The sequence below is a fragment of the Halalkalibacter oceani genome (assembly GCF_023715605.1).
Lineage (GTDB): Bacteria > Bacillota > Bacilli > Bacillales > Bacillaceae_D > Halalkalibacter > Halalkalibacter oceani.
Genome location: NZ_JAMBOL010000001.1, coordinates 1 through 12,891, shown reverse-complemented (window position 1 = coordinate 12,891; position 12,891 = coordinate 1). Strand labels below are relative to the sequence as shown.

Below are 12,891 nucleotides of genomic sequence, written 5' to 3'. Positions count from 1 at the left end.
CTGTTGGCGCAGTTATACGTTATGGGAGATGTCTTTTTCCTTTCCCCAGAATTATAAATGTCGAAATGTTTCGAATTATATACGGACATTATAATCGACTAATTCTGGACAGGCAATACCGTCAACTTTCGGTAATTTAAGGGTGTCAAAAACACAATTCAAGGATAACAGGATCAAAGGAGCTTGCGTGTCTTTTTTTGTCCTCATTGTGCGAATACCCCAACATTTATTTTAGAGCCAAAAATAAATGGAGAAGCAACTTTTAAGTGTTTGCTTCTCCTAATTTAATACTCTTTTATATTTACTTCTCGCTTGTCAATATGATTTATAGAATGCTTCAGCACTAAACTTTACAAATTCGGCTGTCTTTTCATCACTTCTAGAGATAACTTGAAATGGCTCTAATCTTGCCACTTCTGTTTGCAAATCATAAGCTGTTTTCTTACTACATCCCAAAATATCTTGCATTGAGCTTGCAGAAACACCTTCACACTGAAATATATATGCAAATTCAAGCAGTTCTTGAAAGTTAAAAAACTTCTGCTGATAATCGTTAGGGGACTGACTTGCAAAGAAAACAACGATACCTTTAGACCTACCCTCACGAATTATACGCTCTAGAAATATGTTTTTTTGACCTAAATAGTTATGTGCTTCATCAATAACTAAAATTGTCCTAATGGTCCTTCTACCATCTTCAACAGGGCTATCAGGCAAAGAAGCCATTTCTTTATACAGCCTTTCGATAACAAGATAACCTACCAATTCTTTGAGAACAGGCATTGCGTGAACGTCAATTAAAAGTGTCCTATTAGTGAGTTTTTCAATTGGTTCTGTTTCACTTCCATGTTTCCAAAATAAATCAAAGTCGGATAAATCCCTTAACACTTCAATTAAACTATCATCTTTTTTATTATCTTCTTCATACATTGCCATAGTTAGTTCAAGAACATCTTGAAAATCAGGATATGGCAATGCTGATTCTGATCTTTTCGCATAAGCAGCACGTATAGCCTCTGTTAAAGCCCCTTTTTGAACTACACCTAACTTTGAATTTATTGAGGCAAAACTTTCAGCTTTTTCACGTGCAGAAACATTGATTGTCTGTTCTTCGTAGTTAGGTAAAACAAATGGGTTAATAGGTAAAGTCTGATTGCCCTGTAACAACCTATATGGCTGTACCTTTGCAATATCTATAAATTTTTGATTATCTACTACATCACCCTTATAATCAAAGAAAATAAAATTAGTCTGATAGTTTGACTTAATTCGAATATCTGCAAGGATTTTTAAAAGAAATTGTGTTTTCCCAACTCCAGGCTTCCCCATTATCGCTAAGTGTGAATTGGCGTGTTTATATGTGTTATTTAGTTCAAGGGTAATCTCTTTTTTATCAAGTACAGTCTTTCCGATAAAAAGATCTAAGCCAGAACCCTTGATTTCTTTTCGTCCACTAAACTCTACCAAATCAACTATCTTTCTTAATAATATATCAGAGTTATGACCTGACTCATCAAAAATTCGTGATAAATGTCTACATCCATTATCGATATGATTTTTTATAAGTGACTTATTAGAATAAAAATCATCTTCAGCAATATCTGGCATTTTATGAGCGTATGCTAAAGTGGCTTTTAGAAACATTTCGTCAGTTCCTACGAATGTGGGTCTTTTCATTTCTCCCCCACTAATGTTATTGCTTGTAGGAATATTAGATCCATCTATTTCCAGAGATAATGCAAAAGCCATTCTCGCTAATATATACTTTTCAAGTTTTGTCTCAAACCTAAGAGCACTCAATATCTCCTCTGATTCAGAGCTTGTATACAATCTATCTGCCATTTTTAAACCTCCCAGAAATAGCCGGTTTTTAGAGTGGTAAGCTCTTGCTGTTGATTAAATACAAGACTAACCGCACCACTCAAATGGCTTTGCAAATTTTTAAAATAATTATTATCAATCTCAGTATCAGTAGACAAAATAATTACTTGTTCCCCGGCATTGGGAAAGTAATTACGAATAATATTATCACGGTGAGTACTATCTAGCCGTGATAGTGGTGTGTCAATTATAATTGGTAACTTTAATTCACTTGTTTGAGCTAGCCCCCATAGTAAAGCCAATGCAAAAACTTCTTTTTCTCCAGCTGATAGCCCTGATTTTTTTATTTCTTGTCCATTTTTATCTAATATCCTAATCTCATAAGTCTTGTCATCAATAGTGATATCCTTAATTAATCCACTTTTGGAAGACAATAATTTATACATTTCGTAGGTTTTTTCTTGAAGAAGATGTACCTTATTTTTTCTCATGCGAATTATAAATTGATTTAGTAACCCCGCAATTGCATCACATTCCTCAATAAAATCAGCTTTAACTTTTGAAACATTATGCTTTTCATAAAGCTTTTCAATTTCAATTTCAATGTCTCTTATTTTCTTTTCATAAATCAGGATGTCTTCTTCTAATAATCTTAGTTGTTCCGTTTTACGGCCTATCTGTGTTGTACACCCCTCAATTTCGGATTGAAGTTGATCGAAAATCTCTCTCTCAGAGTCTGTTGCAGCTCCACTTTGCAAAGAAAATTCAATCTTATCTAATTCAATCCCAAGTTCTTTTTTCTCTTCTAGTAACGGCTGTAATAGAAAAATATCACAATTTTCTATTTCCTCCATTCTCTGAAGTAATCTAGCTGCGTCTCTATCTGAAAGATTTAATATTTTTATAGCGGAATTTACTGAATCCCCTTCACTCAAGAGTGTATAAATTCGTTTCTCAAGTTCAGCCATTTTTTCATACGAAAGGCGTTCTTTATAAATAGGTTCAGGATCTTCTACAGCACGAACTATTCTTTTCGCCAGTTCTGCTGCATTTTGTTTAATTGCTTCTCCCTGGGTAGATTCTCTTTCATCTTCGATTTGTTGTTTAATCCCCTCAAATAAACCACCTAATAAACTATAAGGTAGGTATTTTTCACAAAGAGTACGGATTTCACTTTCTACTTGACCTAATCTATTAGCTGTCTGTATTCTACGTTTTTCAGTTTCTCTAATAGCATCTCGTGTCTCTGGCTCTACATTAAAGTGTGCCTGAAATCTCTTACTCGCCTCTTCTTTTTGAGCCTTAAACGATTCAAGATCTTCTTTTATTTCATAACGTTTTTTATTTAATCTTTCTAGTTTACTCTTTTGAAGTTTCAATTCGCTTTCTTTAAAATCAAGGTCTTCATCCGAAATTTCAATAAAACCCTTTCTCTCCTCTTGCTTTATATATAGCAAATCTGAGGACAGCTTGTTTATATATTCAATTCCCAATGCAGCTTCAAGGGAGGACTTTAGCCTAATTTCCGAATGATCGTCAGCTGCAATTTCTTGTATTTTTTCTCCATCAAAAAAGAAAAATTGTGTAATCCCAGGTGGTATAGTTGCTCGGATAAAATCTTGCCACATTTGTTTATTTTGTACCGAAACTCTCTTACCATCTCTAACTACCACAAGACGTTCTTCAAGATCCTTTGCTTTTGGTTTATCAATCACTCCGGCACTCCAAGATCTTTTCACAATTAGTGGGGAAGCATCATCCATTTCGATTTCAAGTTCAAAGCTGACACTAGCATTACCTAATGCCAGTGATTTTCGATTGATTGCTCTAAAAATATCTTCTACCTTCCCACCATAAAGACAATAACTAATACCTTCCATAATTGCTGTTTTACCAGCACCATTCATACCACCGATTAAAAATATAGACTTACCATTATCACCATCTGGGAAAAGGATTTCTGTTGGAAATTGAAAAGACTTATAATTATCAATGGTAAATTTTCTAAACTTCATGATTTACCTCCCCATTGGGCATCCTTCTTAAAATGTCACGTAAGGCATCATAAATTCCAGTTCGACGATCTTTAAACTCATACTCCTGAACAGTGTCTAGTAGTTTTATTACTTTTTCATAGTTCACTTGATGTTGTGAACATAACTCTTTTAAAAGTGTTTTATCTTCGGTAGATAATTTCATTACTAAATCACCTCTTCGATAAGGTTCTCAACTCTAATTACAGCTTCTCTAATCAATCTTTCTGATTCCTTTTTCAAATTATAGCCATCTAGAACTAATGAAGTTAAACTTCTAGCAATTTTAGAATCTAATATGGGTATTTTTATATTTCTGAGATGATAATCTGGCAAAGATATGATGCCTGTCGATCCAACAATTCCTTGATATATTAAAACCTGCCCGTAAGAGGATGTAAGAAAGAGTAATGTAGGAATTATATCCAATTCGTACCCTTCTTTAAATCTAAGAATTCTAAGTGTCCCATCTATAATTGCATTTGTACTTTCTTCAAATACATAACTTATTCTCCCTAAAGATCCAACTCCCATCGAAGCAATAATTAAATCATTCATCCTTGTTGTAATATATTTTCCAGAGTTATTGACAAAATCATTTATTTTGCTTTCGTCAATAATCGGCGTTCTAATATTTTTAGTTTTTAGGACCGGAATACCTTCTTTAAAATAGGAAGAAGGTGTTTGTCCTCTCAAAATAGTAAACATCTCTTTTAAAGGTACTGATTTATTAAAACAATCAAGTTCATATATTTCTTTTGAATGTGGGTGATAAAATTCAGCATCAACTCTACTACCACTCACAATCTCACCATAATTAGCCTCATAGCATTTTGTCTTCTTTAGATGTAACTTGGCCAAGCCTAGAGCTTTTTCAAGAACTTGTTGCGCTTGAACAAAAATATCTTTAGATTTTGTCGCTAACTCAAGAGAAGAACGTACTAAATCAGCAATATTTTTTTCCTCTTTTGGATAAATTGGAACAGGAACAGTTTTTAAATCATCCTTATTTAACCCAGTTTGTATGGCCCCTCTTTGTCGTCTTAATAAGCAATCACGGCCATACTTACTATTAAAATACGCTAACAAATAATAAGGATCAATAATTGAGTCTCTAAACACTGTACTCTTACAACTAAAGATACCTTCAATATTTTGTGGGACAATAGCTACATTTCCAAGTGTTCCGACCACTGAGATTAGTAAATCATCTGGCATGACTGCATATTTGACTAGTCTCTTATAATCCTTTTCAGGCATATACACATTATCGTCATCTAAAAGAGTAAAAGGTTTAACATCTTTTCCTCTTATATAACGATACTTAGACTTAGGGTCATAATTACTAACATGGAAAGCTGATCCAAATGGGCCAATAAGGAATTTTCCTAATTCACCTAATTTCTTATACTCTATAGAATTAACTACTTTATCCTCCGAAGCTAAGTAGCCAGGATGGAAAAATTCACTATCAATTCTATTATTCTTCGATAATTCTACTGCAGTTGTTGTACTCCAAACAGCCATTACATTTCCCTCCAGAACTCAAAACCATGTTTCTGAGCAAACCGAACAAAAGCTTCGGCGATACAGACTTTATCATCAGTTAAATCTTTAGCGTCTTTTAAATCACTTGGTTCTAAGTCAAAATTGACTAAGTCTTGGTCAATAACTGGTTGTCCATCATCATACTCAATTATCCCACCGTCTTCATCAGTAATATATTCATAGTCCCCTGAGTTGTTCTTTCCGCCTCTTTCGGAAACAGCCATAAAAATTGGGTAGTCTAATTTCTTTGCTACTTCTTCATCTATCCAGCGATCTTTTAAAGTACCCGTCATTTCCTCATCTGCAAGTAATAGTTCCAACTTCCCACGGTTTGTAAGTAATTTTAGTTCATACTCAGCATTAGGAATAGCTTTTTCTAATCCTTTTATTTTCGCTTTAATTCTTTTAGTTTCTTCTTTTTGTGAATTCTTCAAATATTTTACATTTTCTTTAAGTCTTTGTTTAATAGGTCTTAATTCTGCTGCCAGAGCTTTTTTTGTCCCGGTCCAATTATTTGTTATAACTTCTATTTCTTGTACGGCTTTTAAATTTAAAGCTTCTATGTCAGATTGCATATCCTCTAACTTTTGCTTTTCTTTTAAAAGTTCTCTTTTTAATGAGAGGATGTTCTCTGCTGCCTGTTCAATTAAATCTTCAATTTCAGGAACTTCTATAATTTGTTCTATAGAGGAATCATCCTCATTTTCTTCTGTATCTATTAATTCTGTTTCAATTTCTCCAAAGTTTTCAAACAAGACTTCTGCTATCGCTTCAGGAATATTTTCATCCGGCACATCTACTTTATTATCAAATTCTTTTAATAGTTGTTTAATGTCCGCTTCATAATCAGGACAAGCTGATGCTACTTCTTCCTTAACTAACTTAATCTTGGATAATTCAGTATCAGTATATTTTTGTACAAAAAGAACTGAAGTTTTTGTTCCCGTATGAGGTTTAAAAGTATTAGGATGTAGGCCTACAACTGCGAGTAATCGAGCCTTCCTTAATATCCATTCTCGGATAAAGGCAAGGGAAGAGTTATTAAATTTACCTTGTGGTAAAACGATTGCTGCACGTCCTCCTGGTTTTAAAAACTTTAGAATTCGTTCAATAAAAAGAACGTCTCTTTCTTCTTTTGCAGCCTTATCTTTTGCTCTTTTGAGTGCTGGCTTTGCTAATTCATAATGTGAAAGCATAGTTTTATCTTTCATCTCACCGGCAAAAGGTGGGTTAGCAAGGATTACATCAAATTGAAGTTCATCAAAATACTTCCATGCAAGATCCTCGTCCCTAAGTACTTTTGCTTCATCTTCCCGAGAAGGTCTATTTTTTAAAAGCTTAGACTCAATGAGCTTACTCATAAGTTTTTGACCCGATGGTGTTTCATGCCAAGTTTTCGGGTCTAGACTACTTACATCCGGACCAAAAATATTTGTATGACCATCTCCAGCTATCAGCATTAAAGCACGAGATGTCTTAGCTGCCCTCTCTTCAAAATCTATTCCCCACAAATACTTGGCTGCATAACGATGCTTTCTAAGTTCTCTACTATCCTTATCATCTGCAGGATAACACCATTCCATTGTATGTAACAAAAAACCTGCCGATCCACAAGATGGATCCATTACGAATTCATTTTTCTTAGGGTTTAACATACGTACACACATTTCTACTACATGACGTGGCGTAAAAAATTGTCCTTTTTTCTTTTTGGCTTCAGTTGGAAGCAAATACTCAAACGCATCATCCATAATGCGAAGATTTGAGCCCATCAAACGAACACCTTCAATAGGTCCAATACAAACTTGTAAATGCTTTTTAGTAAGTTCTATATCTTCTCCTTCTTTGAAAATACCAGGCCATTCTTCGCAAGCCTTTTTAAAGAGATTGTTAATTCTTTCGTATGTAATCTCAGGATCTAAAGCCTTAGTAAAACGAACTTCTTGATTTGTGCGATTTTCTGCAGCTTCTTTTTCATCCCAAATCTTTGCAAATATTAACTTAAATATTTCATTGAATTCATCTTTACCACTGTCAGCAAGAACTAGTTCTTCAAGGTCTTGTATGATTTTTTTAAAGTTAAAGCTCTTTTTAAGATGTGCAAGCGTTTTTTTAGCTTCTAGTACATCTTTAGGCTCTTGTCCCCTTTTTGGGATGTCAACAAGAGTATCATCAAAATTAGCAGGATACGGCCTAAATAAGATAATACTATCACTACCATTTGACCATACTCCTACTGGTGAACCCTGTGCATTAAGATAGCTTTTTAATTGTTCAATACCGTCTTTCCTTTTTGGCTTCTTAACTTCAATGATAATTTTAGGTGTTTGTTTTGTACTATCTGTATATACGATAATATCTGCAGCCTTTGCATTGACTTCGGTACCAAAGTGTACACTTTTTTCAAGTTCAATTTCGTCAGCCTTATATTCATACATATTTAATAGTTTATATACCCATAGCTGTCGAACAATTTCTTCAGGATTAGACTTTCCATTTTCATCATATACTTGTACTTCTTCTTTTCCTGAAGAAAATGGAACAAAACTTTTCATATAATACTTTGTCTTTCCAGCATCACGACCTGAGTCCGATGTCTTAGGATAAATACTCACTATTTCATGAAGAAGCTTTCCAAGTGTATCAAATTCAGTTAATTCATATAATGTCTTGGGATCTTTAAAAATCTTGTCTAGTATTTCTTTAGTATTCATAGTTATTTCCTCCACCATATTAATCACTACTCTTTCCTTTTCTTACCCACTCATCAACTTCACTGACCTTGAATTTCCATAGTCTACCGATCTTATGCGCAGGCATTTGCTTATTAGCTATCCATCTATACACAGTATCTTTGCTAATACCTAGATGTTCAGCAATTTCGTCTAGTGATGACCATTTTTCTGTAGTTGAATTCGACATATGCTAGACCTCCTTTATATTAACTCGCTCCTATAATTATACCAAACAAATACTACCTAATCTACGATTATATTAGGATTTAATATGTATTATATGGCATAACTTAGTTTTACTTTGAATACTTTAAATTATTATTAAGAGAATTAATTTCTCTATAAAAATAGCCTATTGCAAGTGCAATAAGCCAATTTTCATTCATAAACTTAAACAGGCTTAGCAATAAAATTCAATGCTATTTCAATAATGAATGTATTACCTCTTCATCATTTTTCTAGCTTTCTAAGGAGTAAGGTATTAGTATAGTTGCTTTATATTCCCCCTCATACTTTTTTGATGTGTTAGATGGGTTTTAATTAATTGAACCATCTAATCAGCAGCAAAAGGATAAACCAAAGGAGGAGCTACTTTTGCTCCTCCCATAGTGATTATGCTCTTAATGTATTCTTTATTTCTATCAAATCATCTTTCCTCTTAAGTTCCAAATTAGAATAACAAGCGTTATGAAGTATTTTTGCGTTCCTAACTGTTTTTTGCAAGCAAGAAGTGCAGAAAAATGCAGGGAAATTTACATAGGCTTGCAGCCGAATCATTTGAATGACATTTCCCTGTTATCGGGATGGAAGAGAGTGCACTTTTTAATCGGTAACTTTCCCCTGTGAATGCCACAACGTGGGCATGGTGCACCAGCCGATCCACAAGGGCCGAAGTTAAACGATTATCTCCGAAAATCCGATTCCACTGACTAAACTCCAAATTTGATGTTAAATGACACTTTTTTGTTCATAACAGTCGGCAATGATGTGAAATAACAGCTCTGATCCCTGTTTCTGAAAGGGAACATAGCCTAATTCGTCCAGTACGAGTAATCACACGTTTCAATTTGCCGTTTTACTTTAGGCAACGTTCCCTGCTTGAGAGCTTCTTCCAATTGTCCAACCAAATCCGCGACTCTGAAGAAACGGACTTCATGCCCCCGTTCGCAAGCTTTGACCCCTAAAGCTGTCGCCAGATGAGTTTTTCCGCTTCCCGGTGTTCCTAATAAAAGAAGGTTCTGCTTCTCTTTGATAAATAACAGGTCACAAATCGCTTCTTTCGTTGTCGTGGCAGGGAGATGCCGCTGATCAGACCATTCATAATCCTTCAGCCATTTCAACTCTCTAAACTTCGCCTTTTTTATCAACCGGGCCACCTTCGTGTGCTGACGTGAATGGACTTCGATCGTGAGGACGTCCCGGAGAAACTGCTCTTTATTCTCAAACGGAATTTTTTCGAACTCCTCCGCAATGTGAGCCAGGTGGAGCATCTTACAAATTGCTTTTAACTCGCTCATGATGTAACACTCCCTTCAAGGGATGGGCATAGCCTCTGATCGTAGGTATGCAAATTCGTTTCATAATCAAGCAGCACTGCAGGGGTATGCATGTCGTTTCGTTTTTCAGGATAAGTCGCTTCCTTCGCTCCGAGAATAGAGCCTAGTTCATGTGGTGCTCTCTCATATCGGTCTTCTGACCCAAGCACTACGTTAATTTCCTCAAGTGAATACTTTTCCATTAACTGTTGGAGGCCTTTGACGCGTTCTTTCGTATCTGCCGAGTGAATCGTTAGATAACGTTGGATCTTTTCCGGCAGATACTGAAAAAATCGTGAGTACCTGACGGATCTCGGCTTCTTCTCCCAGTCTGTTAAAATATCCTTCCACGGTATGTTTCTTGTGGTGTTCATATATGGCCGGTCTTCCTGAAACACCACCTCGCCATCTTTTGTAAAGCAGGTGAATCGATCCCAATCCATTTTCAGTATCAGACCTTGTTTCATTCTTGCTTTATGAATGACAAACTTTTCCCCCTCTACCTCAATCTCCCCATACTTGTTCACCAACGCAGATGTCACTGAGTAGATCGGAAGATCGGATAGAGGTAATGCCTTTAGATACTTTTGATCCTCTTTCCACAGTGTGTCGATCAGGATCTGTTTGTCATAGTGAAGACCCTGCCGGTCTTTTCCTATTTCTGTTTTCATCCACTCGGCTAATTGAGTGAAGCTTTCCATGATTGGAGGGGTGGTGAAGAAGTTGTTTCTCAGATAACCGACTTTTTCCACGTTCCCCCTTTCATGCCCACTCGCCGGATTACACGGCTGTACCTCAAATCCATAGTGACATTTAAAGCGTGTGAATGCTTCCGTATAGGTTCGTTTATCACCCTTTCCAACTGAGAGATTACCGCAGCTGCTAGGTTGTCGATACGCAGGTGGGTTGGGACTCCGCCGATCTGATGAAATAGTTGCTTTACCCCTTCTAGGAAACACTCTGTATTTTCACTTGGCAGAAGATAGCTAAAACCGGCATTACTATGCGGAAAACTGAGAATCAAGGCTTTGATATCTTTATATGCACCTTCTTTTACAACTGTCATATTTCCAAAGTCCACCTGTGCCTCACCCGGAGGGTGTTCCAGACGCTCATATCTTTCCACTTTAGTTGCTTTTAGCTGTGGCTTTCGGTACTGAATATAGTCACATACCGTACGGTAAGATCCTGTAAACCTAAGCTCTTCATAGATTTTTTTGTTCGTTCTTCGTTCTTTTTTCTTAAGCTTCCTATCCTCCTCAAGCCAGTCATCAACGATTTCTCCAAACCCTTTCTCGTACATCATTCCTCTTTTTGTAAACGTAAGACTTTTCTCAAAATTGTCTTTATCAGTGTATTTCTTCACAGTCCGCCAATTGTGACCTGTTTTCTTTGCGATCTTATTGATTGAAAGGTCTTCTTCCTCTCTTAAATGTTTGATATAATCAACTACAGGCATTGCTAGCATCCTTTCATGTCCTCCTACCGTATGGTCTATTCAACAATACAGTAGGAGCTATTTTGGGGGCTGGCAAGCCTTTTTTATGCAGGTCAACTCTGCACAAATTCCTCGCAACTCTCTGTACTTTTATTTTTCATTAAACACATCGTTTGACAGGCCGGACATTCATGGGGTCTCCTTGGTACCTCCACATGAATCGCCACCATGTCCTCGCGTTCTTCTATCTTTGTCACGTTGACCTCTTTTAATCCTGGGATTTTCATGATAGACTTTTGTTGCACGCAGCTCCATCCTTTCTTTGTTTCTCGTCAATTCAAGGATAACAGGATCAAAGGAGCTTGCGTGTCTTTTTTTGTCCTCATTGTGCGAATACCCCATATTCTAGGCCTTTTTATAGGCGAACAGTACGCATAAACACGAAAAAACGCTCCCCTTACGAGAAGGGAAACGTTGATGTCTTGCATGTTTTAAGTACCGGTGGTCGGGGTCGAACCGACACTCCCGAAGGAACACGATTTTGAGTCGTGCGCGTCTGCCAATTCCGCCACACCGGCACATCAAATATTATGGCGCGCCCTGAGAGATTCGAACTCCCGACCTTTTGATTCGTAGTCAAACACTCTATCCAGCTGAGCTAAGGGCGCATATGGTTGTCCTACTAATGCCGAGGGCCGGACTTGAACCGGCACGGTAGTCACCTACCGCAGGATTTTAAGTCCTGTGTGTCTGCCAATTCCACCACCCCGGCAGGGTAGTAAATAATGGAGGCGGTACCCGGATTCGAACCGGGGGATAAGGGTTTTGCAGACCCGTGCCTTACCACTTGGCTATACCGCCGAATAAAAAACAAAGCGGAAGACGGGATTCGAACCCGCGACCCCCACCTTGGCAAGGTGGTGTTCTACCACTGAACTACTTCCGCAAAATGGCTGGGCTAGCTGGATTCGAACCAGCGCATGACGGAGTCAAAGTCCGTTGCCTTACCGCTTGGCTATAGCCCAATACTTATGTATAAATGGGGCGACTGATGGGAATCGAACCCACGAATGCCGGAACCACAATCCGGTGCGTTAACCACTTCGCCACAATCGCCACATGATCAAATTAATTGGCAGGGGCAGTAGGAATCGAACCCACACCGGAGGTTTTGGAGACCTCTGTTCTACCGTTAAACTATGCCCCTAAATGGTGGAGGGGGACGGATTCGAACCGCCGAACCCTGAGGGAGCGGATTTACAGTCCGCCGCGTTTAGCCACTTCGCTACCCCTCCAAAGACACATTATCTATATTACACAATATGTTTTCTTCAGTCAATATATGAATCTAGAGTAAAAATGCCGGCCAGAGGACTTGAACCCCCAACCTACTGATTACAAGTCAGTTGCTCTACCAATTGAGCTAGACCGGCATAATAAAAACTGCCGTACATACACAAAATCAGTAGTTATAAATGGTGGCTTGGGACGGAATCGAACCGCCGACACATGGATTTTCAGTCCATTGCTCTACCGACTGAGCTACCAAGCCGTTTGTATTATTAAGAAATAAATGGCGGTCCGGACGGGACTCGAACCCGCGACCTCCTGCGTGACAGGCAGGCATTCTAACCAACTGAACTACCGGACCAACGGTATTGCGGGGGACGGATTTGAACCGCCGACCTTCGGGTTATGAGCCCGACGAGCTACCAGACTGCTCCACCCCGCGTCGTTATTAAGTATTCGGATGATGTTTCTCAAAGGAGATTAGAACTCTC

At 37.6% G+C, this 12,891-nt stretch carries 6 protein-coding genes, 13 tRNA genes and 2 pseudogenes; all 21 read right to left on the bottom strand.

Annotation, left to right across the window (positions count from 1 at the left end):
* Positions 1-315 precede the first annotated feature (315 nt).
* The 21 genes and pseudogenes from M3202_RS00105 to M3202_RS00005 all read right to left on the bottom strand — a co-directional run bounded on the left by M3202_RS00105 (position 316) and on the right by M3202_RS00005 (position 12,842).
* Positions 316-1,842, bottom strand: a complete 1,527-nt coding sequence (locus tag M3202_RS00105; protein WP_251221353.1) for a DndE family protein — start codon at positions 1,840-1,842, stop codon at positions 316-318.
* 2 nt (positions 1,843-1,844) lie between these two features.
* Positions 1,845-3,836, bottom strand: a complete 1,992-nt coding sequence (gene dndD, locus M3202_RS00100; protein ID WP_251221352.1) for a DNA sulfur modification protein DndD — start codon at positions 3,834-3,836, stop codon at positions 1,845-1,847.
* Positions 3,826-4,020 carry a DNA modification system-associated small protein gene (locus tag M3202_RS00095; RefSeq protein WP_251221351.1) on the bottom strand — a complete coding sequence of 65 codons (195 nt, stop codon included), beginning with the start codon at positions 4,018-4,020 and terminating at the stop codon, positions 3,826-3,828. The genes dndD and M3202_RS00095 overlap by 11 nt, the downstream gene beginning before the upstream one ends.
* Before the next feature lie 2 nt (positions 4,021-4,022).
* On the bottom strand, positions 4,023-5,381 hold the full coding sequence (locus M3202_RS00090; RefSeq protein WP_251221350.1) for a restriction endonuclease subunit S: 1,359 nt from the start codon (positions 5,379-5,381) through the stop codon (positions 4,023-4,025).
* Positions 5,381-8,116 carry a type I restriction-modification system subunit M gene (locus M3202_RS00085; protein ID WP_251221349.1) on the bottom strand — a complete coding sequence of 912 codons (2,736 nt, stop codon included), beginning with the start codon at positions 8,114-8,116 and terminating at the stop codon, positions 5,381-5,383. The genes M3202_RS00090 and M3202_RS00085 overlap by 1 nt, the downstream gene beginning before the upstream one ends.
* A 19-nt stretch (positions 8,117-8,135) precedes the next feature.
* Positions 8,136-8,324 carry a helix-turn-helix domain-containing protein gene (locus tag M3202_RS00080; RefSeq protein ID WP_251221348.1) on the bottom strand — a complete coding sequence of 63 codons (189 nt, stop codon included), beginning with the start codon at positions 8,322-8,324 and terminating at the stop codon, positions 8,136-8,138.
* Between the two features lie 615 nt (positions 8,325-8,939).
* Positions 8,940-9,654 (bottom strand): annotated as a pseudogene (gene istB / locus M3202_RS00075) (IS21-like element helper ATPase IstB); the annotation flags it as partial.
* Positions 9,651-11,140 (bottom strand): annotated as a pseudogene (gene istA / locus M3202_RS00070) (IS21 family transposase). The pseudogenes istA and istB, both read right to left, overlap by 4 nt.
* 466 nt (positions 11,141-11,606) lie before the next feature.
* Positions 11,607-11,688: transfer RNA gene (locus M3202_RS00065), tRNA-Leu, on the bottom strand.
* Positions 11,689-11,701: 13 nt separating this feature from the next.
* Positions 11,702-11,778, bottom strand: a tRNA-Arg gene (locus tag M3202_RS00060).
* Between the two features lie 18 nt (positions 11,779-11,796).
* Positions 11,797-11,882: transfer RNA gene (locus tag M3202_RS00055), tRNA-Leu, on the bottom strand.
* 14 nt (positions 11,883-11,896) lie between these two features.
* A tRNA-Cys gene (locus M3202_RS00050) sits at positions 11,897-11,971 on the bottom strand.
* 13 nt (positions 11,972-11,984) lie between these two features.
* Positions 11,985-12,056: transfer RNA gene (locus tag M3202_RS00045), tRNA-Gly, on the bottom strand.
* A gap of 4 nt (positions 12,057-12,060) precedes the next feature.
* Positions 12,061-12,135: transfer RNA gene (locus tag M3202_RS00040), tRNA-Gln, on the bottom strand.
* A gap of 15 nt (positions 12,136-12,150) precedes the next feature.
* A tRNA-His gene (locus M3202_RS00035) sits at positions 12,151-12,226 on the bottom strand.
* Between the two features lie 17 nt (positions 12,227-12,243).
* Positions 12,244-12,317, bottom strand: a tRNA-Trp gene (locus tag M3202_RS00030).
* Between the two features lie 3 nt (positions 12,318-12,320).
* Positions 12,321-12,405: transfer RNA gene (locus M3202_RS00025), tRNA-Tyr, on the bottom strand.
* Positions 12,406-12,470: 65 nt separating this feature from the next.
* Positions 12,471-12,543: transfer RNA gene (locus M3202_RS00020), tRNA-Thr, on the bottom strand.
* Positions 12,544-12,586: 43 nt separating this feature from the next.
* A tRNA-Phe gene (locus M3202_RS00015) sits at positions 12,587-12,662 on the bottom strand.
* Between the two features lie 22 nt (positions 12,663-12,684).
* A tRNA-Asp gene (locus tag M3202_RS00010) sits at positions 12,685-12,761 on the bottom strand.
* A 7-nt stretch (positions 12,762-12,768) separates the two neighbouring features.
* Positions 12,769-12,842, bottom strand: a tRNA-Met gene (locus tag M3202_RS00005).
* Positions 12,843-12,891: the final 49 nt, after the last annotated feature.